This is a genomic window from Tepidimonas sp. HKU78, from assembly GCF_049860815.1.
Taxonomy (GTDB): Bacteria; Pseudomonadota; Gammaproteobacteria; order Burkholderiales; family Burkholderiaceae_C; genus Tepidimonas.
Map to the genome: position 1 here is coordinate 2,194,286 of NZ_CP187547.1, position 19,918 is coordinate 2,214,203.

At 65.5% G+C, this 19,918-nt stretch carries 17 protein-coding genes; 4 read left to right on the forward strand and 13 right to left on the reverse strand.

From position 1 onward, the window contains the following. Positions 1–40: 40 nt before the first annotated feature. From ACPYIS_RS10825 to ACPYIS_RS10885, 13 genes are all read right to left on the reverse strand, one after another. Positions 41–1,696, reverse strand: a complete 1,656-nt coding sequence (locus ACPYIS_RS10825) for an isovaleryl-CoA dehydrogenase (protein ID WP_424859390.1) — start codon at positions 1,694–1,696, stop codon at positions 41–43. 29 nt (positions 1,697–1,725) lie between these two features. Next, complete coding sequence (locus ACPYIS_RS10830; protein WP_299020672.1) at positions 1,726–2,742, reverse strand: NADP-dependent oxidoreductase; 1,017 nt, start codon at positions 2,740–2,742, stop codon at positions 1,726–1,728. A gap of 53 nt (positions 2,743–2,795) precedes the next feature. Continuing rightward, positions 2,796–3,587 (reverse strand): SDR family oxidoreductase, encoded by a 792-nt coding sequence (locus ACPYIS_RS10835; RefSeq protein WP_424859391.1) that lies wholly within the window; start codon positions 3,585–3,587, stop codon positions 2,796–2,798. A gap of 166 nt (positions 3,588–3,753) precedes the next feature. Further along, positions 3,754–5,250, reverse strand: coding sequence for an IS5 family transposase (locus ACPYIS_RS10840; RefSeq protein ID WP_425973569.1), 1,497 nt, complete (start codon positions 5,248–5,250; stop codon positions 3,754–3,756). Positions 5,251–5,333: 83 nt separating this feature from the next. After that, positions 5,334–7,115 (reverse strand): acyl-CoA dehydrogenase, encoded by a 1,782-nt coding sequence (locus tag ACPYIS_RS10845; RefSeq protein ID WP_425973571.1) that lies wholly within the window; start codon positions 7,113–7,115, stop codon positions 5,334–5,336. After that, entirely contained in the window at positions 7,115–8,290 is a 1,176-nt protein-coding gene (locus ACPYIS_RS10850; RefSeq protein ID WP_314226473.1) for an acetyl-CoA C-acyltransferase, read from the reverse strand. Before ACPYIS_RS10850 ends, ACPYIS_RS10845 begins: the two co-directional genes overlap by 1 nt. A 37-nt stretch (positions 8,291–8,327) precedes the next feature. Further along, complete coding sequence (locus tag ACPYIS_RS10855; protein ID WP_424894657.1) at positions 8,328–10,445, reverse strand: 3-hydroxyacyl-CoA dehydrogenase NAD-binding domain-containing protein; 2,118 nt, start codon at positions 10,443–10,445, stop codon at positions 8,328–8,330. Between the two features lie 121 nt (positions 10,446–10,566). Beyond that, positions 10,567–11,265: an ABC transporter ATP-binding protein gene (locus ACPYIS_RS10860; RefSeq protein WP_424894658.1), complete on the reverse strand. Its 699-nt coding sequence runs from the start codon at positions 11,263–11,265 to the stop codon at positions 10,567–10,569. Positions 11,266–11,299: 34 nt separating this feature from the next. Next, complete coding sequence (locus ACPYIS_RS10865; RefSeq protein ID WP_424859395.1) at positions 11,300–12,109, reverse strand: ABC transporter ATP-binding protein; 810 nt, start codon at positions 12,107–12,109, stop codon at positions 11,300–11,302. A gap of 1 nt (position 12,110) precedes the next feature. After that, complete coding sequence (locus tag ACPYIS_RS10870) at positions 12,111–13,403, reverse strand: branched-chain amino acid ABC transporter permease (RefSeq protein WP_424859396.1); 1,293 nt, start codon at positions 13,401–13,403, stop codon at positions 12,111–12,113. Positions 13,404–13,425: 22 nt separating this feature from the next. Continuing rightward, positions 13,426–14,442, reverse strand: coding sequence for a branched-chain amino acid ABC transporter permease (locus ACPYIS_RS10875; RefSeq protein ID WP_299021036.1), 1,017 nt, complete (start codon positions 14,440–14,442; stop codon positions 13,426–13,428). Positions 14,443–14,617: 175 nt separating this feature from the next. Next, positions 14,618–15,919 (reverse strand): branched-chain amino acid ABC transporter substrate-binding protein, encoded by a 1,302-nt coding sequence (locus tag ACPYIS_RS10880; protein WP_299021039.1) that lies wholly within the window; start codon positions 15,917–15,919, stop codon positions 14,618–14,620. 137 nt (positions 15,920–16,056) lie between these two features. Further along, positions 16,057–17,694 carry a 3-(methylthio)propionyl-CoA ligase gene (locus tag ACPYIS_RS10885; protein WP_424894659.1) on the reverse strand — a complete coding sequence of 546 codons (1,638 nt, stop codon included), beginning with the start codon at positions 17,692–17,694 and terminating at the stop codon, positions 16,057–16,059. Positions 17,695–17,877: 183 nt separating this feature from the next. Between ACPYIS_RS10885 and ACPYIS_RS10890 the strand changes: the two genes are divergently transcribed. The 4 genes from ACPYIS_RS10890 to ACPYIS_RS10905 are packed head-to-tail and all read left to right on the forward strand — an operon-like array spanning position 17,878 to position 19,861. Beyond that, a complete protein-coding gene (locus ACPYIS_RS10890; RefSeq protein ID WP_424859398.1) occupies positions 17,878–18,558 on the forward strand; it encodes a Crp/Fnr family transcriptional regulator in 681 nt (226 codons plus the stop codon). 46 nt (positions 18,559–18,604) lie between these two features. Beyond that, positions 18,605–19,024: a peptide-methionine (R)-S-oxide reductase MsrB gene (gene msrB / locus ACPYIS_RS10895; protein WP_424859399.1), complete on the forward strand. Its 420-nt coding sequence runs from the start codon at positions 18,605–18,607 to the stop codon at positions 19,022–19,024. A gap of 25 nt (positions 19,025–19,049) precedes the next feature. Then, positions 19,050–19,583: a septation protein A gene (locus ACPYIS_RS10900; protein WP_299021050.1), complete on the forward strand. Its 534-nt coding sequence runs from the start codon at positions 19,050–19,052 to the stop codon at positions 19,581–19,583. Further along, the gene (locus tag ACPYIS_RS10905) at positions 19,580–19,861 is read left to right on the forward strand and encodes a BolA family protein (RefSeq protein ID WP_299021053.1); all 282 of its coding nucleotides are present in this window, start codon (positions 19,580–19,582) and stop codon (positions 19,859–19,861) included. Before ACPYIS_RS10900 ends, ACPYIS_RS10905 begins: the two co-directional genes overlap by 4 nt. Positions 19,862–19,918: the final 57 nt, after the last annotated feature.

Sequence of the window (19,918 nt, forward strand, 5' to 3'; positions counted from 1 at the left end):
TCCTGAGGGCGTTCGGTGATACGTCGGCCCGGCGGCGCCATCAACGCGGGCGAGCGCGCTCGAGGATGGCCGCAAAGTCCGTGCCGCTGGGCAAGGTGCCAAAGCTGCCGCCCCAATCCCCTGCCAAGCGCGAGTCACAAAACGCGCGAAAAACCTCCCCCGGTGCGGTCTGCACGAGCAGGGCCGCCTGCACGGCGAGCGCCACGTCTTGCGCGAGGCGACGGGCCTCCACCTCGTTGGCCATCATCTCCACGCGGGTGGGCAAGCTCGCGGCAAGCTGGTCGAGCGCGGGATGCATGCCTCGAGCCGGAGCCAGTTCCTGCGCGAGCGCCGCGGCGGCATCCGCCTTGCGCACCGCGCGCAGCAGGTCGAGCGCCATGATGTTGCCCGCGCCTTCCCAGATGCTGTTGACGGGCATCTCGCGGTAGATGCGGGCCATGATGCCCTCGCCACCCTCTTCCACATAGCCATTGCCACCCAGACATTCCATGGCCTCTTGAGCAAAGGCGCTGCCGCGCTTGCAGATCCAGAACTTGGCAATGGGGGTCAGCAGGCGCTGGATCACGCGCTCGTGCTCGTCGCTGATCGAGCGGTCGAAGCTGCGCGCAAGACGCAAAGCCAGTGCCGTCGCAGCCTCCGACTCGAGCGCGAGGTCGGCGAGCACGTTGCGCATCAGCGGCTGCTCGATCAGGGGCTTGCCGAAGGCCATGCGCTGGCGCGTGTGGTCCAAAGCGAGCGAGAGCGCCTGCCGCATCAGGCCGCTGGTGCCGAGCGCGCAATCGAGCCGCGTCAGCGTCCCCATGGCCAGGATCTGCGGCACGCCCCGCCCTTCTTCGCCGACCAGCCAGGCCGTCGCGCCGGCAAACTCGACTTCGGAGCTGGCATTGGCCTTGTTACCGAGCTTGTCCTTGAGGCGCTGGATCTGCAGCGCGTTGCGCGTGCCGTCGGGCAGGATACGCGGCAGAAAGAGGCACGACAGGCCACTGGCTGTCTGCGCGAGGATCAGGAAGGCGTCGCACATGGGCGCGGAGAAAAACCACTTGTGCCCGGTCACGGTGTAGCGCCGGCCCCATCCGTCCTCGCCCGCGGGGACGGCTTGCGTGGTGTTGGCGCGCACGTCCGAGCCGCCTTGCTTTTCCGTCATGCCCATGCCCATGGTGACGCCGGCTTTGTCGCGCCAGAGGACCAGCCGGGGGTCGTAGGCGCGGCTCGTGAGCTGCGCCGACCAGTCACGGTAGATGGCCGGGTTGTCTTTGAGCGCGGGGGTAACCGCATAGGTCATGGAGATGGGACACAGCACCGAGGGCTCGAGCTCGGTAAACAGCATGAAGGCGGCGGCGCGCTGCAGGTGCGCATGACCGCTCGCCTGTTGTTCGGGCGCAAAGGGCGTGCCGTGCAGGCCCGCGGCGGTCGCGGCGCGCATCAAATCATGGTAGCTCGGGTGAAACTCCACCTCGTCGATGCGCCGACCGAAGCGATCGTGGCTGCGCAGCTGTGGCGCATGGACATTGGCCAGGCGCGCGTGCCTTTGCATCTCGGCCGTCCCCACGAGGGCGCCCAGCGCGTGCAAGCCCGAGGTGTCGAGCTCTGGCGCATGGAAGCGCAATGCGTCCTGCAGCGGGCGATTCGCCTCGAACAGGTTGACGTCGACCAGCGGCTCGGGCTGGTTGAACACCTCGTGCGTGACGATGGGCATGGCATTCTCCGGGCAAGCGCGAGACGCTCTCAAACCAGCTTGACGAGCTGCTTGCCGAAGTTGCGCCCCTTGAGCAAACCCAAGAACGCCTCGGGGGCGGCTTCGATGCCTTGCGCGATGGTCTCGCGGGGGCGGAAACGTCCGCTGCCGACCAGCTCGCCCAGTTCGGCCAGCGCCTGCGGCCAGACCTCCATGTGCTCGCTGACGATGAAACCCTCGATGCGCATGCGGTTGACGAGGATGAGCGACGGGTTGAGCATCGGCAGGGGCTGGCCGTCATAGCCCGCGATCATGCCGCACATGGCCACGCGAGAAAAGGCGTTGGCGCGCAGCATGACCGCGTCCAACACCGTGCCGCCGACGTTCTCGAAGTGACCGTCGATGCCGTTCGGGCAGGCCGCTTTGAGCGCCGCCGCCAGCGAGCGCAAGTCGGGGTACTGGCGGTAGTCGACACAGTCGTCGAAGCCCAGCTCGTCGCGCACGTAGGCGCACTTGTCGGGGCCGCCCGCGATGCCCACCACGCGGCAGCCGCGCTGCTTGGCCAGCACGCCCACGGCGCTGCCCACCGCACCGGCAGCCGCGCTGACCGTTATGGTCTGGCCAGGCTTGGGCTCGATGATTTTGACCAGGCCGTACCACGCCGTCACCCCCGGCATGCCCACCGCGCCCAGGTAATGGCTGGGCGGAATGCGCGAGACATCCACCTTGCGCAACGCACCCGGCTGGTCGGCATCGACCACGCTGTACTCCTGCCAACCACCCATGCCAACCACCCAGTCGCCCGGGGCGTAGCGCGGGTGGCGGCTCTCCACCACCTGACCGACCGTGCCGCCAATCATCACTTCGCCTAGCGGCTGGGGAGCGGCGTAGCTTTTGCCCTCGTTCATGCGCCCGCGCATGTAAGGGTCCAGGCTCAGATAATGGTGGCGCACCAGCACCTGGCCCTCCGACAGCGCGGGGATTTGCGTCTCAACGAGACGAAAGTTTTCGAGGCTGGCCTCGCCCTGGGGGCGGCTGACCAGAAGAATCTGCTTGTTCGACGGCATGGACTTGGCTCCAGGTAAAACGATGCAAGGACCGATGAGCGCCCGGCGCCCTTTCAACCACCGATGACGGCGCTGACCCCGCCATCGACCGCGAGCCACTGACCCGTGATGTGTTTGCCCGCGTCGGACGCAAACAGCACTGCGGCCCCCTTGAGGTCCTCATCGTCACCCAAGCGGCGCAGGGGCGCGTGCGCGGCCAGCCGTTCCTCGCCCATCGCCTGCAGGGTGCCGCGCGTCATCTTGCTGGGAAAGAAGCCAGGGCAGATGGCGTTGACGCGGATGCCGTAGGGCCCCCACTCCGCCGCCAGCGCGCGCGTGAAGTTGATCACCGCGCCCTTGGACGTGTTGTAGGCGATGGTTTTCATCTCGGGCGGGTTGCCGCCCAGCCCGGCGATAGAGGCGACGTTGACGATACTGCCCCGCCGCCGCGCGATCATGCTGTGCTTACCCACTGCCTGGCTGAGCAGGAAGTAGCCACGGATATTGAGGTTCATGACCTTGTCCCAGGCCTCCAGCGGGTGGTCTTCGGCCGGCGCCCCCCAAGCCGCCCCGGCGTTGTTGACCAGGATATCGATGTCGCCCAGGCGCTGCAGGGTCTCACTGACCAAGCGCTGGATATCCTCCTCGCGCGCGCAGTCGGCTGCCATCCAGCGGGCATCGATGCCCTGCGCCTGCAGCTGCTGCACCGCGCCTTCCAGCTCATCGGCTTTGCGCGCGGTCAGCATCAGCTTGGCGCCCGCCTCGCCCAGCGCTTGGGCGATTTGCAGGCCCAGGCCGCGCGAGCCCCCGGTCACGAGCGCGGTGCGCCCCGTCAGGTCGAACAGTTGTGTGATGCTGCGGGTCATGCGGTATCTCCTCGAAACGGGGGCCACGTGCGCGGCCCACCAGGCTCAGAAAGCGTCTTCGGGCATCTCGGCGCAGGTGCTGTCGCGCGTGCGCACCACCTGCAGCCACGGCCCGATCTTGGGCAGTTCGTAATGAAAAAAGTAGTCGTCCCTGAAAAATTCATTTTCACGCCGCCCTTAGCCGCAGCTGGGCAGGGTTGGCGCCACTGGTCTCGGTTGGCCGCCGCTGGGCGAGCCACCGGCCGATGAGGCGCACGGCCGCAATGAGGCGCAAAAAAGCTCGCCTCAAGAAGGGCACGCCCTTGTTGGCGATCATGCGCAGCAGCCAGCGGATGTTGTAGCCCGCCGCGCACAGCACCGCGTGCAGCCGGTCACCCTGCTCGCCCTTGAGGTGGCACCTGTCCATGCGGTGATCCTGCTTCAAGTGCCCGATGACCGGCTCGATGGCCTGGCGGCGCTTGAGCAGTCTGCGCTCCTCGTGCGTCAGGCGCTTGATCTTGCCGCGGTGCACCAGGCGCACATCCGCAATGTCGGCCTCCACCCCGCGGTAGCCCAAGTCGGCATAGGCCGTGTTGGGCTTGATGCCGCTGTCCTGCATCAGGATCGTGGCCTGCTCCAGCTGCGCTTGCAGCGTGTGCCCGTCGTAGGGGTTGCCATGGAAGGCCCGGGCTCCGACGATGAGGCTGTGCTTCAGGGTGCTGGCAATGCCGACCTTGACGCCGAACTCGTAAGGGCAGCGGGCCTTGCCCTTGTTGATGCACTCCACCTCCGGCGCGTGCCAGGCGTAGAGCTTTCGAGTCCCGTCGGCGGTCTTTCGGTTGGCAGTCTGCGCCACCAGACGCGCTGCCTTGTTGAGGGTGTGGCCAAGAGCGCTCTGGATGGCCTGCCCCAGGCGGCTGGCCTTGCGCTCGATCTCCCGCTGCAGCCTGGCCACGATGGTGCGCTGACGCTTGATGACCCGGCGCATGCGCGCAAACTGCCGCGCGTGCGCATAGCGTCCTGCCTTGCGGGCCAGCTCCTTGCCTTCCTTGGCAAAGGTCTGCTTCAAGGCGATGCCGGCGGCCTTGGCCGCCTCCACCAGCTTGGTGCGTGCCGTCTCCAGCAGCCGGCTGTCGGTCGGATGGGCCACCGCCTTGGGTTGTACGGTGGTGTCCACCACCACGCGCTTGAGTTCCTGCGGCTTGATGAGTCCGGTTTCCACCGCCACGTTGATCGTCTGCGCCAGGAGTTCTTCCACCCCCTCCTCGCCCAGCAGCCGGCGAAACTTCACCAGCGTCGTGGCGTCACACGGCAGCCGGTCCTCGTAGTAGGCCAGACCCGAGAAGTACTGCCAGCGCGGCGTGTCGCGCCAACGCTCCACCACCCCTTCGTCCGACTCGTTGAAGGCGTGCTTCAGATACAGCAGCGCGATCATCACGCGCAGCGGCACGCGGGGTCGGCCTGCGTTGGACGCCCGAGCTGCGCGCACCGGAGATTCGCCAAAGAGGTCCAGATCGGGCATGGCCACCCCAGAGCGCGCTTTGCGCATGAACAGGTGCGACAGCCTTGCTTCCAACTCCTGCCACGGCATGCGTGAGGACAACACCGCCAGCGGATGGCGCAGGTCGATCATCTGATCGAGCCGGGCGCGGAAGAAGTCCTCGGTGGCGGGGCAGGCAAACATCGCAAAACTCCCAGAAAACGGCGCATCAGACCATCAAATCTGGGGGAAATTGTACTCGCAAACAGACAATAACACAAGAAAAATCATGAGGTTATGAATATTTCAGGGGCGACAAAGTAGCGGCACGCCTGCAAGCGCCCGCGGCTGGCGGCGTCGTCGCGGCCGACCGCCGCCAGCGCCACGTCCAGCCAGATCCACGCCAGCACCGTGTGCCCCAAGGCCTGCAGGTACGGCACGGCATTGGCCAGCGCGGCGACCGGATCGCCATCGGCCCAGGCAGCGCGCGTGGCGTCGGCCACCTCGTCAATGGCCCGCGCCAGCGCCTGCGCGTGCGCCGCCAGCGTGGGCACGGCACGGGCGCGCGCCACGGTGGTCTGCATCCGCTGCGCCAGCAGCGACAAGCCACGGCCATCCTCCACGCGCACCTTGCGGCCCAGCAAATCCAGGGCCTGGATGCCATGCGTGCCTTCGTGGATCATGTTGAGGCGGTTGTCGCGCCAGTATTGCTCGACCGGAAAGTCGCGCGTGTAGCCATAGCCGCCGTGCACCTGGATGGCCAAGCTGTTGGCCTCCAAGCACCATTCGCTGGGCCAGCTCTTGGCGATCGGCGTGAGCACCTCGAGCAGCAAGCGCGCGTCGTCGGCTGCTCGCGCGTCGCCCGTGCGCTGCTCGTCGACCAGCCGGGCGCAATACAGCGCCAACGCCAGCGCCCCCTCGCAGTACGCCTTTTGCGCCAGCAGCATGCGTTTGACGTCGGCGTGCTCGATGATGCGCACCGGCGGCTGAGCAGGGTCCTTGCCCGCGGGACCCGGCAAGCGCCCCTGCAGCCGCGTGCGCGCGTAGTCGAGGCTGGCCAGATAGCCCGCCATACCCAACATGGTGGCGGCCATGCCAACGCCGATGCGCGCCTCGTTCATCATGTGAAACATACAGCGCAAGCCGTCGCCGGGCGCGCCCACCCGGTAGCCGATGGCGCCCGCGCCGCGCCCATCCAGCCCGGGGGCACGCACCGGGTAGCGCCCCTCGCCAAAGTTGAGCAGCGTGTTGGGTGTACCGCGCCAGCCGCACTTGTGGTTGAGACCCGCCAGCGCCACATCGTTGCGCTCGCCGGTCAGTCGGCCTTGCGTGTCCACCAGCCACTTGGGCACGATGAACAGCGAAATCCCCTTGACGCCGGGCGGCAGCCGACCGTCAGCCCCCGGAATCTTGGCCAGCACCAGGTGAACGATGTTGTCGGTTAGCTCGTGCTCGCCGGCCGAGATCCACATCTTGTTGCCGCGCAAGCGGTAGCGGGGCCCCAGGGGATCGCTCTCGAAATCGTCGCCGTCGGGGACGGCCCGGGTCGCGATATCGCTCAGGCTAGAGCCGGCCTGCGGCTCGCTCAGGCACATGGTGCCCGCAAACCGCCCTTGCAGCTCAGGCTGCGCAAACGCGCGGCGCTGTGCCTCGGTGCCGTGCGCCATCAACAGGTTCGCGTTGCCCACCGTGAGCATGCCCGCGCCGATACTGACCGAAGCCGCGGCAAAAAACGCATTGCCCGCCGCCTCGATCGTGTAGGGCAGCTGCATGCCGCCCACGTCGTAGTCCTGCGACGCGCTCAGCATGCCGCTGGCCGCATAGGCCTGCCACGCCTCGTGTGTCGCAGCGGGCAGCACCACCCGCTCGCCGTCGAAGCGCGGCTCCTCGGTATCGACGAGGCGGTTGAAGGGGGCGTACTTCTCACGCGCGATGCGCTCGCAGGTGTCGAGCACCGCATCGAACGTCTCGCGCGTATGCTCGGCGTGGCGCGCTCGCTCGGTCAGGGCCTGCACGCGCAACCAGTCGTAGAGCAAAAAATCGATGGTGGCGCGCAGACCCGGGTTCATCACAGCACCTCGAACACGCCAGCTGCGCCCATACCGCCACCGATACACATGGTCACGCACACCCGCTTGGCGCCACGCCGCTTGCCTTCGATGAGTGCATGCCCGGTCAGGCGCTGCCCGGACACACCGTACGGGTGGCCAATCGCAATCGCGCCGCCGTTGACATTGAGGCGGTCGGCCGGGATGCCCAGGCGGTCGCGGCAGTAGAGGACCTGCACCGCGAACGCCTCGTTGAGCTCCCAGAGATCGATGTCATCCACCGTCAGGCCCAGCCGCTGCAACACCTTGGGCACGGCAAACACGGGGCCGATGCCCATCTCGTCGGGCTCGCACCCCGCCACGGCAAAGCCCAGAAACCGCCCCAGCGGCTGCAAACCCTTGCGCTCGGCCACTTTTTCGTCCATCACGACGCACGCACCCGCCCCGTCGGAGAACTGGCTCGCATTGCCGGCAGCGATAGTGCCGCCGGGCAGCGCAGGCTTGATGGCGGCGATCGCTTCCTTGGTGGTACCCTCTCGCAGCCCCTCGTCACGCGACACGGTCACCTGCTGCGTGATGAGCCCACGCTGCTTGTCATAGATGCCAGCCGTGACCGTGATCGGCACGATCTCGTCGTCGAACTTGCCGGCCGCCGCCGCTGCACAGGCTTTTTGCTGACTGGCCGCGCCGTACTCGTCCATCGCGTCGCGGCCGATACGATAGCGCTTGGCCACCTGCTCGGCGGTCTGCAGCATGGTCCAATAAATCTCGGGCTTGCGCTCCAGCAGCGCGGGGTCGGTCATCATGTGCTTGTTCATCTCGTTTTGTACGCACGAGATGCTCTCGACCCCACCGGCCACATAGATCTCGCCCTCACCTGCCATGATGCGCTGGGCAGCCAAGGCGATCGTCTGCAACCCCGACGAGCAGAACCGGTTGACGGTCAGACCCGACACCGTGACCGGGCACCCTGCGGCCAAGGCGATCTGGCGCGCAATGTTCCAGCCCGTGGCCCCTTCCGGGTTGGCGCAGCCCATGATGACGTCTTCGACCTCGGCTGGGTCCAGGCGCGCGCGCTCGATGGCGGCGCGCACCACGTGACCGCCCAGCGTGGCACCGTGCGTCATGTTGAAGGACCCCTTCCAGCTCTTGGCCAAGGGGGTGCGTGCGGTAGAGACGATGACAGCGTTGCTCATGTTCGGTCCTGGGTAACGTGTATATGGCGGCGACGGCTCAGGCGGCAGCGAATCCCTTGCCTTCGGCGACGAGGCGCTGGATGAGGGGGGCGGGCTGCCAGAACTGGGCATCGTCGTGCGGGTTCTTGGCAAAGCGCTTCATGGCCTGCACCACGTTGAACAAGCCGAATTGCTCGGCGTAATGCATCGGCCCGCCGCGCCAGGCCGGAAAACCGTAGCCGGTCAGGTACACCATGTCGATGTCACTGGCGCGCGCCGCGATCTTCTCCTCCAGGATGTGCGCACCCTCGTTGACCAGCGCGAACACCAGGCGCTGCACGATCTCCTCGTCGCTGATCTGGCGCGGGGTGATGCCCTGTTCGCGGCGAAAGTCCTCGATCATTTGATTGACGACGGAGCTGGGTATCGCGTCACGCTTGCCCGGCTGGTAGTCATACCACCCCGCCCCGGTCTTTTGGCCAAAGCGCCCCATCTCGCACAGGCGGTCGGCAATCTTGCTGTAGCGCAGGTGCGGTTTCTCGACATAGCGACGCTTGCGGATGTACCACCCCACGTCATTGCCGGCCAGGTCGCCCATGCGGAAGGGCCCCATCGCGAAGCCAAAGCGCTCGATGGCGCGATCCACCTGCTCGGGCGTGCAACCCTCCTCCAGCAGAAAACCGGCCTGCCGGCTGTACTGCTCGATCATGCGGTTGCCGATGAAGCCATCGCACACCCCCGAGACGACGCAGGTCTTCTTGATCTTTTTGCCCAGGGCCATGATGGTGGCCAGCACGTCCTTGGCGGTGGCCTCACCGCGCACCACCTCCAGCAGCTTCATCACGTGCGCCGGGCTGAAGAAGTGCGTGCCGATGACGTCTTGCGGCCGCTTCGTAAACGACGCGATCTTGTTGACGTCCAGCGTCGACGTGTTCGTGGCGAGGATCGCCCCCGGCTTCATGACGGCGTCGAGCCGCTCGAACACCTGGCGCTTGACTTCCAAATCCTCGAAAACCGCCTCGATCACCAAGTCTGCCTCGCGGATGTCGTCGTACGACAGTGTCGTGCGCAGCAGGCCCAGGCGCTGCTCCATCTGCTCGGGCTTGAGCTTGCCTTTCTTCACTTGCCCTTCGTACACCGACCGAATGTTCGCCACCCCGCGCTCCAGCGCCGCCTGCTGGGTCTCCAGCAGCGTGACGGGCAGGCAGATGTTGAGAAAGTTGATCGCGATGCCAGTGCCCATCGTGCCAGCGCCGATGATGGCGACCTGGCGGATCTCGCGCTGGGGGGTGTCCTCCGGCACGTCGGCAATCTTGCCCGCGGCGCGCTCGGCCACGAACAGGTAGCGCAGCGCGATGCTGACGGGCGTGTTCATCAGGTTGACGAACGTCTCGCGCTCAAACGCCATGCCATCGTCGAAGCGGCGCGTGGTGGCCGCCTGCACGGCGTCGATGCACTTCAGCGGCGCGGGATAGTGCTTGGTCTGCGCGCCGACCATGTTCCGGGCGAACTGGAAATACGCCTCGGCCTGCGGATGCCGACACGGCAGGTCGCGCACCCGTGGCAGCGGGGCGCCGTCCGCGTGGCGCTGCGCCACCTCACGCGCCAACGCCAGCGCCTCGTCCAACAGGGTCTCGGCCGATGCCGCCAACTTGTCGAACAGCTTTTGCCCCGGAATGGTGGCCAACAGCTCGCTGGGCACGGGCTCACCACTGACGATCATGTTGAGCGCGGCCTCCACGCCAATGACGCGCGGCAGGCGTTGCGTGCCCCCCGCCCCGGGAATCAGACCCAGCTTGACCTCGGGCAGCGCCACTTTGGTGCCGGGGGCGGCGATGCGGTAATGCGCCCCCAACGCCAGCTCCAGCCCACCGCCCATGCACACGCTGTGGATGGCGGCCACCACCGGCTTGGGTGAATGTTCGAACGCGCCGATGAGGCTGAGCAGGTTCGGATCCTGGTAGGCCTTGGGCGAACCGAACTCCTTGATGTCAGCCCCGCCAGAGAAGGCCTTGCCGGCGCCGGTCACGACAATGGCGCGCACGGCCGGATCGTCGATCGCCCGATCCAGCCCCTGGGCCACGGCCTGGCGGGTCGACAAGCCCAACCCGTTGACGGGCGGGTTGTCGAGCGTGATGACGGCCACGTCACCGTGGACCTGGTAATGAGCGGTCATGATGCCTCCTGCAAAACGATAACGAAAAAGTGAACGGTCGTTCGATTTTGTCTTGATTCTAGGGTGCACGCTGCCGATTGCCCATAGGCAGGTGTCGCGTATTTGTCTGTCGCGGTAGCGCTCAGCCCACCTCCAACCACTCGCGGCGCACATAGGGGTTGGCTTTGAGCTCGTCGGGCGTGCCGTCGAAAACGATGCTGCCGTGCCCCATGACCAGCGCCCGGTCGGAAATCTGCAGCGCGATGGTGAGCTTTTGCTCGATCAACAGCACCGAGACGCCCTTGGCTTTGAGGGTACGCAGATACTGCGCCACCAGCTCCACGATCTTGGGCGCCAACCCCTCGGTCGGCTCGTCGATGATGATGAGATCGGGATCGCCCATGAGCGAGCGGCACAGCGTCAGCATTTGCTGCTCCCCGCCCGAGAGCACCCCCGCCTCGGTGTGCTGGCGCTCCTTGAGGCGCGGAAACATCGCATACATGTCGTCGAAGCTCCAGCGCCCCGGCTTGCGGGGATTTTTCTGGCCCAGCATCAAGTTCTGGTGCACGGTGAGCTTCGGAAAGATGTCGCGGCTCTCGGGCACGTAGCCGATCCCCAAGTGCGCGACCTCGTAGGGCTTGAGCCCGGTGATGCGCTGTCCCTGCCAGCGGATGTCGCCCTCGGCGTCGACCAAGCCCATGATGGCCTTGGCGGTCGTGGAGCGCCCGGAGCCGTTGCGGCCCAGCAACGCGACAATCTGACCGGGTTCGACCCGGAAATGCACGCCGTGCAGCACGTGGCTTTTGCCGTAGAAGGCGTGAAGGTTGTCGATCTCGAGCATGGTGTGGCGCAGATGTGGTGGGATACGAGAAACGTCAATGCGCGGCTTCGGCCGCCTGCTGCTCGGCCAGCACCGAGCCCAGATACGCCTCCTGCACACGCGGGTTGGCCTTGACCGCCTCCGGGGTGTCGAAGGCGATCACCTCGCCATACACCACCACGGCAATGCGATCCGCCAGGCCGAACACCACCCCCATGTCGTGCTCGACGGTCAGCAGCGTTTTGCCCTCCGTCACCTCGCGGATGAGTTCGATGAAGCGCCGCGTCTCGCTCTTGCTCATGCCCGCCGTCGGCTCATCGAGCAGGATGACCTGCGCCCCGCCCGCGATCGTGATGCCGATCTCGAGCGCGCGCTGCTCGGCGTAGGTCAGATTCATGGCCAAGGTGTCGCGTTTCTTGGTCAAGCCGATGCGCTCGAGCAAGTCCTCGGTGCGCTCGTTGGCGTCGTCCAGATCGGCCAGAAATTTGAACAACGTGTAGCGATAACCCAGGCTCCAGAGCACGCCACAGCGCAGGTTCTCGAACACGCTGAGCTTGGGGAAGATATTGGTGATCTGAAAGCTGCGCGCCAACCCCATCCGGTTGATTTCGAATGGCTTTTTACCGTCGATGCGCCGCCCGCCGAGCAGGATCTCGCCGCTCGTGGGCGCAAAGCGCCCGCTGATGAGGTTGAACAGGGTCGATTTGCCCGCGCCGTTGGGGCCGATGACCGCGACGCGCTCGCCCGCGCGCACCGCCAGATCGACACCACGGATGATCTCGGTCTTGCCGAAGCGCTTGCAGACACCGCGCAATTCGAGCGCTGGGGTGTCGTGCGATGCCGAAGTGTTGGGTGTGGTGGACATGTCAGGCCATCTCCCGCCGCTTGATTTCCTTTTCGATATCGACCTGGATGTCGCTCCAGTGCTCGCGGAAGCGCCGGCGCGCAACCTCGAACAGACCAATGCCGGTCAGCATCACGAACGCCGAGCCGAACCAGCTCTGCGCCGATCCGGTGTCGAGCGTAGCGCCCAGGTACTGAACCTGCGGGCCGATCGCCGCGTTGAGCTGCAGGTGGTAGATCATCTCGATGATGCCACCCGCCCCCAGCAACGCCACCAAGCCCGTCCCTCCCAGCGCCAAGTAGCTCACCCACAGCTCGCGCAGCCGGCCGAAGGCCGCCACGCGCAGGTTCATCATGATCAGGCTGGCGATGCCACCCGGCGCGTACATGACCATGAACATGAACACCAACCCCAGGTACAGCAGCCACGCCTTGGTCAGCTCCGACAGCAGCACCAGCGCCAGCACCATCAGCACGCCACCGATGATGGGCCCGAAGAAAAACGTCGCCCCGCCCAGGAAGGTGAACAGCAGATACGCGCCCGAGCGCAGCGGGCCGACCACCTCGGCCGTGACGATTTCGAACTGGATCGCCGCCAGACCGCCGGCGATACCGGCAAAAAACCCCGAGATCATGAACGCCAGATAGCGCACGACCTGCGTGTTGTAGCCGATGAACTCGACGCGCTCCGGGTTGTCGCGCACGGCGTTGAGGATACGCCCCAGCGGCGTGCGCGTGAAAGCGAACATGGCCGCCACGCACACGAAGGTATAGACCGCGATCAAGTAATACACCTGCACCGCTGGCCCATACGTGATGCCGAACACGGGCTCGCCCACCACCCGGTTGGCGGTGATGCCCGCCTCGCCACCGAAGAAGTCCGAAAACATCAGCGACAGCGCAAACACCAGCTCGCCCACGCCAAGCGTAATCATGGCAAACGGGGTGCCGGCCTTCTTCGTCGTGACGTAGCCAAACAGCATGGCAAAGAACAGTCCCGCCAATCCGCCGACCATGGGCAGCAACGACACCGGCACCGCCAGCGTGCCCTGCCCCACCATCAGCAGTGCGTGGATCGCGACGTAAGAACCCAGGCCGCTGTAGACCGCGTGCCCGAAGCTCAACATGCCCCCCTGCCCGAGCAACAGGTTGTACGACAGGCAAGCGATGATGGCGATGCCCATCTGCGCCAGCATGCTGATGGACAAGTTGCTGGTGAACAGTTGCGGCGCCACCAACAACACCAGCGCGAACAGGGTCCAGACGACCCAGCGCCCGACGTTGTAGGGAGTGAACTGATAGTACGCCTTGCTCATGGTCTGGTCGTTCAAGTTTGAGTCATTGGTCGCGCGTGCCCAGCAAGCCCTTGGGGCGGAATATCAGGATCAGCACCAAAAACAGGTACGGCAACACCGGCGCCACCTGCGACAGCGTGAGCTTGAGGAAGTCCTTGTCGCGCATCGCATCCGACAGCGCGAGCCCCATGCCCTGCAGCAGCGACCCGATCGAGTGATCCATCGCCACCGCAAACGTCTGGATGACGCCGATCAGCAGCGACGCCAAAAACGCGCCCGGCAGCGACCCCAGGCCACCGATCACCACCACGGCAAACACCAGCGATCCGAGCGTGGCCGCCATCGCCGGTTCGGTCACGAACGTGCTGCCCCCGATCACGCCGGCCAGACCGGCCAGCCCGGTGCCCACGCCAAACACCATCATGAAGACGCGCGGCACGTTGTGCCCGAGCGCCTCCACCATCTCGGGGTGGGTCAAGGCGGCTTGGATCACCAGCCCCACGCGGGTGCGGGTGATGAGCAGCCACAAACTCACGAGCATGGCCACCGCCACACCCATCATGAAGGCGCGCGTCGCGGGAAACGGCGTGCACGCCGCGGCCTGGCACAGGTCTGCTGCCGCTCGGCCCCAGACGAAGGCCATGCGGTCATCGGCGGTATGGATGAGGGTGAACGCTGGCCCCTGCAGCAGCTCCGGCGGCCGGAAGTTGACCGCGGTACGGCCCCAGACCAGTTGCACCAGCTCCAAGATCACATAGGACAGCCCAAAGGTGATCAGCAGCTCCGGCACGTGGCCAAACTTATGCACCTTGCGCAGGCTGTATTTCTCGAACAGGGCGCCCGCCAGCCCCACCAGCACTGGCGCCACCAGCAGCGCTGGCCAAAAGCCCACGATGCCGGACAACGCGTAGGCGAAATACGCGCCCAGCATGTAGAAGCTCGCGTGGGCAAAGTTGAGCACGCCCATCATCGAAAAGATCAGGGTCAGCCCGGAGCTGAGCATGAACAGCAACAAGCCGTAGCTGACACCGTTGAGTAAAGAGACGAGGACGAATTCCATGATCAGGGGCGTCGTGGGGAATCATCGGGGTCAGACACTCCGGACGGCCAGGCGCAGCTGGCCACCGGCGGCGTCGATTCAACCGATCGATGGGCCCGGCCCGAGTGGGCGGGGCGGAAAACGGTGGCGCAGACCCGACCCGCGCGCACGGTCCGCGCCACGGGCCAAGCCGCCGTCAGTTGGGGCGCTGCATGTTGCAGCTGGTGGGCGTGCTGGCGATGTACGCCGGGAACTCCTTCACGAGCGCGAACGTCATGCCGGTGTTCTCCACGCTGTACGGGAACTTCGCGTCCGCCTTTTGCCAGCGCGTCAGGTACAGCGGCTGTTGCAGCTGGTGGTCGGTCTTGCGCATCTCGACTTCACCGTTGTAGCTGGTGAACTTGAGCCCCTCCAGCACCTTGGCCACTTGCACCGGATCGGTGCTCTTGGCCTTGGCCATCGCCTCGGACAGGCCACGGAAGATGTGGATGACCGAGCCCGTGTAGAAGTCGGCATTGAACTTCTGCTTGAACTCGTTTTGCCACTGCTGCATCTCGCCGCCCATGTTGTAGTGGTTGTACGAGACTTGGTACACCCGGCCTTCGGCGCTTTGGCCGAGAGCGGTCGGCGTGCCCGTCACCCCCGCGTAGTAGGTGTAGAACTTGCCCGTGAACCCCCCCTCGTTGGCCGCCTTCACCAGCAACGCCAAATCTGAGCCCCAGTTGCCGGTGATGACGGTGTCCGCCCCCGAGGCCTTGATCTTGGCGATGTAGGGGGCAAAGTCACGCACCTGCGCCAGTGGATGCAGGTCTTCGCCGACGATTTGGATGTCGGGGCGTTTGCGCGCCAGCAGCTCTTTGGCGTACTTGGCCACCTGATGACCGTGCGAGTAGTTCTGGTTGAGCAGATACACCTTCTTGATGTCGGGCTGATCCTTCATGAAGGTGGTCAGCGCCTCCATCTTCATCGAGGTGTCGGCGTCGAAGCGGAAATGCCAGTAGTTGCACTTGCTATTGGTGAAATCCGGATCGACCGCCGAGTGGTTGAGGAAGACGACTTCCTTGCCCGGGTTGCGCGCGTTGTGGCGCGCCACCGCTTCGATGAGGGCCCCAGCCACCGACGACCCGTTGCCCTGCGTGATGTAGCGGATGCCCTGGTCGATGGCTGACTGCAGGGCCGTCACGCTCTCGGCGGGGCTGAGCTTGTTGTCGAAGGGCACCACCTCCCACTTGACCCCGGCGGGGTTGTGCTTGTTGGGGCCGCTGAACTTCTCGGCAAAGAACTGAAAGCTCTTGACCTGGTTCGACCCCACCGGCGCCATCAACCCCGACAGAGGGTCGATCCAGGCGATCTTGACGGTCTGGCCCGCCAGCGGCGCCGCACCCGCGGCCGCGGCCTGATCCCGCTTGGCTTGGCGGGCGCTCTGGGCCTGGGCGAGGCCGGTCAGCGCCACACCGAACATGGCGGCCACCGCGAGGGTTTTGAAGGCGAATTTCATGCGCTTGTCTCCTTGTGTTGGCATGGTGGGGGAACGGTTTTGAGCTTAGCGGTCTGGTGCAGCGCAGCGATCAGGGAAACCCCGCAGACTTATCACCTAGGCGACTGTCCATTGGATGACACTCGAGCGGCGCGCACTCACAGTCCTGGCAACCGGTAGTCGGCCAGCATTTCGCGCAGCTTCATCTTCTGCATCTTGCCGGTCGCGCCCAGCGGGATCGCGTCCACGAACACCACGTCGTCGGGAATCTGCCATTTGGCGAGCTTGCCCTCGTAGAAGGCGAGCAGCTCTTCGCGGGTGACGTCGTGTCCGGGCTTCTTTACCACGACGACGATCGGGCGCTCGTCCCACTTCGGGTGTTTGACGCCAATGCAGGCGGCCATGAGTACCGCCGGGTGCGCCATCGCGATGTTTTCCACGTCGATCGAGCTGATCCACTCGCCACCAGACTTGATGACGTCCTTGCTGCGGTCGGTGATCTGCATGTAGCCGTCCCGGTCGATGGTGGCGACGTCTCCGGTCGGGAACCAGCCGTCGATCAACGGGCTCGGTTGGCCGCTGCGGTAGTAGTCCCGGATGACCCAGGGGCCGCGTACCAACAGGTCGCCCTGGGTCTTGCCGTCCCACGGCAGTTCACGACCGTCGGCATCGACGATCTTCATGTCGATGCCAAAAATCGCGCGTCCCTGCTTGAGGCGAATCTTCATTTGCTCCTCTTCGGGCAGCGACAGGTGTTTGTTCTTGAGCGTGCACAGCGTGCCCAGCGGGCTGAGCTCCGTCATGCCCCAGGCGTGCAGCACTTCCACACCGTACTGCTCCCGAAACGCTTGGATCATCGCGGGCGGGCAGGCCGAGCCGCCGATGACCGTGCGCTGCAGGTGCGGCAGCTTCAATCCGTTGGCTCCCATGTGGGTCAGCAGCATCTGCCACACCGTCGGCACGCCCGCCGCGAACGTCACCCGTTCGGCATCCAGCAACTCGTAGACCGACTTGCCGTCGAGCTGGGCGCCCGGAAACACCAGCTTGCAGCCGACCGCCGCTGCCGAATACGGGATGCCCCACGCGTTGACGTGAAACATCGGCACCACCGGCAGCACGCAATCGCGCGCGCTCAGGCACATCACGTCCGGTAGTGCCGACGCGTAGGCGTGCAGGATGGTCGACTTGTGGCTGTACAGGGCGGCCTTGGGGTTGCCGGTGGTGCCACTGGTGTAGCACATGCTGCTGGCCGTCTCGTCCGAAAAGCGCGGCCAATCGTAGCGGGTGGGATACCCGGCGATCCAGGACTCGTAGCCGATCAGGTTGGGTATGCCGCCCTCGGCGGTCAGTCGCGCCAGATGCTCGTCGTCGCACAGCGCCACCCAACGCTGCACGGTGGGGCAATGGGCGTGGATCGCTTTGATGATGGGCCAAAAGGTCGTATCGAACGCCAGCACGCGGTCTTCGGCGTGGTTGACGATCCACGCAATCTGATCGGGCAACAACCGCGGGTTGATCGTGTGCAGCACGCGCCCCGAACCGCTGACCCCGTAGTACATCTCGAAGTGGCGGTAGCCGTTCCACGCCAACGTGGCCACGCGCTCGCCCTGCTCCAGCCCCATGGCGTCGAGCGCCTGCGCCAGTTGCCGCGCGCGCGCCGCCGCATGCGCGTAGGTCGTGCGGTGGATGTCACCCTCCACGCGCCGCGAGACGATTTCCACGTCGCCGTGGTGGCGTGCCGCGTGTTCGATCAAATCCGAAATCAACAGGGGTCGTTCTTGCATCAGGCCAAGCATTGGGAGCACTCCTCTTTTCGAATGGGATGGGAAACGGCCGTCCGCGACGACCGACTCCGCTAAGCTTACGACTATGGCAAGTCCCATCCAACGTCGTCATCCTGACAAACCCGAGGTCACGGGTCCATTTGTCGCCCACTCGACAGCCGGTACCGTGCCCCATTTGTCCCACTTGCGTCGATCATGACCCTCGACAGCCGAACGCCCGCGCGTGTCTTTTTGTCCCAGCAGCCCTGGTTCGGCAGTATGGACCCAAGCCTGCGCGAGACCCTGATCAACGACATGCTGTTGCAGCGCGCCAGCCGCGGCGAGTTGCTGGTCCGCCGGGGCACACCGGTCGATGCCTGGTGGGCGGTGTTGTCCGGCATGGCCAAGCTGCAGACCGAAGGGCGGGATGGCCGTGTCTCTGCCTTCCTGGGTGTCCCGGCCGGCGACTGGTTTGGCGAAGGCACGGTCCTCAACGGCGGCCCGTGGCGGTACGACGTGGTGGCCTTGCGCGACACCACGCTGATCGGCCTGCCGCTGGCGCACTTTCGCCATCTGTACCAAACGCATCTACCGTTCAACCACTACCTGATCGCGCGCCTGAACCTGAGGCTGGGGCAAGCCATGACGGCCATCGAAGCCGGTCGGCTGCGCACCCCCGAAGAGCGCGTGGCGCAGTACCTGGTCATGTTCCTGGGCTCGGGGATACGCAAGATCACCCTGTCGCAGGAGGACTTCGGCCACCTGACCGGCTTGTCACGGCAGACGGTCAACCGTGTGCTCAAGGCGTTGGAAGCCAAGGGCTGGATCTCGCTCGAGTTCAGCCGCATCGAGGTGTTACAGCCCGACGCACTCCAAGCCCTGCTGAACCGCCGCTGAACCCCTGTGCACGACAAGGGTGTCGCGCGCGTTGAACAATTCATCCATGACGTTTCCGATCGAAAAATCCGATGCCGAGTGGCGCGCCTTGCTCACCGAAAAGATCGCACGCGGCGACGCCGAGCCCCTGGCCTTCGACGTCACCCGCCGCGCTGCGACCGAACCGCCCTTCACAGGACGCTATGAATCGTGGTGGCAGCCTGGCCGCTACCACTGCATCGCCTGTGGAGCGCATCTGTTCGACAGCGACACCAAGTTCGACGCCGGTTGCGGCTGGCCCAGTTTCTGGCAGGCGCGCCCCGGCGCCATCGTCGAGCGCACCGACCGCAGCCACGGCATGGTGCGCACCGAAACCCTGTGCGCCGGCTGTGGGGCGCACCTGGGCCACGTGTTCGACGATGGGCCACCGCCCACGGGCTTGCGTTTTTGCATGAATTCGGCGGCCCTGCAGTGGCACCCGCTGTGACGCGCGCTGCACCGATAATCCGGACATGCGCCTGTTGATCGACTTCTTCCCCATCGCCCTCTTCTTTCTCGCCTACCAGTGGCAGGGCATCTACGCGGCCACCGCCGTGCTGATGGCCGCCACGGTGGTGCAGATGGGCCTGATCTACGCCATCGACCGTCGTCTGCAAGCGGTGCAAAAAATCACGCTGCTGCTGGTGCTGGTGTTCGGCGCGCTCACGCTGCTTCTACACGACGATCGCTTCATCAAGTGGAAGCCCACCGTGTTGTACGGCGCCATCGCGCTGGCGCTGGCCGCCGCGCTGTGGGGCTGGAAGAAGAACGTGCTGCAACTGCTGCTGGGCAGCCAGCTGCAGTTGCCGACCCACGTTTGGTCGCGGCTGACGCAGGCTTGGATCGGCTACTGCCTGTTCATGGCCGCCCTCAACGCCTACGTCGCGGCGTTTTACTCCACCGATGCCTGGGTGGACTTCAAGCTCTGGGGTTATATCTTCCCCGTGCTGTTCTTGGTCGGGCAGGGGTTCTACGTCGCGCGCCATCTGAAGGATGACACACCATGACGACAGACACGGATGGGACCACGACCCAGGCGATCGAGCAGCTGCTGCGCCACGCGCTGCAGCCCACGCGGCTGGAGGTGATCGACGAGAGCGCTGCCCACGCCGGGCATGCGGGCGCGAATGGTCGGGGACAAGGCACGCACTTTCGCGTACGCATCGCCGCGCCGGCGCTGGAGGGCCGCAGCCGCGTCACCGCCCACCGACTTGTGTATGATGCACTGCAACCGGCGTTCGACGCCGGCTTGCACGCGCTGGCCATCGAGGTGCTGCACGAGTAACGGTAGCCGGCGACACGCAACGTCTTTCCCCTCGGTTTTTTCGGACACATCCCTCCC

What these genes read in the sequence shown, in the direction of transcription:
- ACPYIS_RS10880 (WP_299021039.1), bottom strand. Translation starts at nt 15,919, where the DNA reads ATGAAATTCGCCTTCAAAACCCTCGCGGTGGCCGCCATGTTCGGTGTG.
- ACPYIS_RS10875 (WP_299021036.1), bottom strand. Translation starts at nt 14,442, where the DNA reads ATGGAATTCGTCCTCGTCTCTTTACTCAACGGTGTCAGCTACGGCTTG.
- ACPYIS_RS10900 (WP_299021050.1), top strand. Translation starts at nt 19,050, where the DNA reads ATGCGCCTGTTGATCGACTTCTTCCCCATCGCCCTCTTCTTTCTCGCC.
- ACPYIS_RS10845 (WP_425973571.1), bottom strand. Translation starts at nt 7,115, where the DNA reads ATGAACCCGGGTCTGCGCGCCACCATCGATTTTTTGCTCTACGACTGG.
- ACPYIS_RS10860 (WP_424894658.1), bottom strand. Translation starts at nt 11,265, where the DNA reads ATGCTCGAGATCGACAACCTTCACGCCTTCTACGGCAAAAGCCACGTG.
- ACPYIS_RS10850 (WP_314226473.1), bottom strand. Translation starts at nt 8,290, where the DNA reads ATGAGCAACGCTGTCATCGTCTCTACCGCACGCACCCCCTTGGCCAAG.
- ACPYIS_RS10885 (WP_424894659.1), bottom strand. Translation starts at nt 17,694, where the DNA reads ATGCTTGGCCTGATGCAAGAACGACCCCTGTTGATTTCGGATTTGATC.
- msrB (WP_424859399.1), top strand. Translation starts at nt 18,605, where the DNA reads ATGACGTTTCCGATCGAAAAATCCGATGCCGAGTGGCGCGCCTTGCTC.
- ACPYIS_RS10825 (WP_424859390.1), bottom strand. Translation starts at nt 1,696, where the DNA reads ATGCCCATCGTCACGCACGAGGTGTTCAACCAGCCCGAGCCGCTGGTC.
- ACPYIS_RS10840 (WP_425973569.1), bottom strand. Translation starts at nt 5,250, where the DNA reads ATGTTTGCCTGCCCCGCCACCGAGGACTTCTTCCGCGCCCGGCTCGAT.
- ACPYIS_RS10870 (WP_424859396.1), bottom strand. Translation starts at nt 13,403, where the DNA reads ATGAGCAAGGCGTACTATCAGTTCACTCCCTACAACGTCGGGCGCTGG.
- ACPYIS_RS10905 (WP_299021053.1), top strand. Translation starts at nt 19,580, where the DNA reads ATGACGACAGACACGGATGGGACCACGACCCAGGCGATCGAGCAGCTG.
- ACPYIS_RS10830 (WP_299020672.1), bottom strand. Translation starts at nt 2,742, where the DNA reads ATGCCGTCGAACAAGCAGATTCTTCTGGTCAGCCGCCCCCAGGGCGAG.
- ACPYIS_RS10865 (WP_424859395.1), bottom strand. Translation starts at nt 12,109, where the DNA reads ATGTCCACCACACCCAACACTTCGGCATCGCACGACACCCCAGCGCTC.
- ACPYIS_RS10855 (WP_424894657.1), bottom strand. Translation starts at nt 10,445, where the DNA reads ATGACCGCTCATTACCAGGTCCACGGTGACGTGGCCGTCATCACGCTC.
- ACPYIS_RS10835 (WP_424859391.1), bottom strand. Translation starts at nt 3,587, where the DNA reads ATGACCCGCAGCATCACACAACTGTTCGACCTGACGGGGCGCACCGCG.
- ACPYIS_RS10890 (WP_424859398.1), top strand. Translation starts at nt 17,878, where the DNA reads ATGACCCTCGACAGCCGAACGCCCGCGCGTGTCTTTTTGTCCCAGCAG.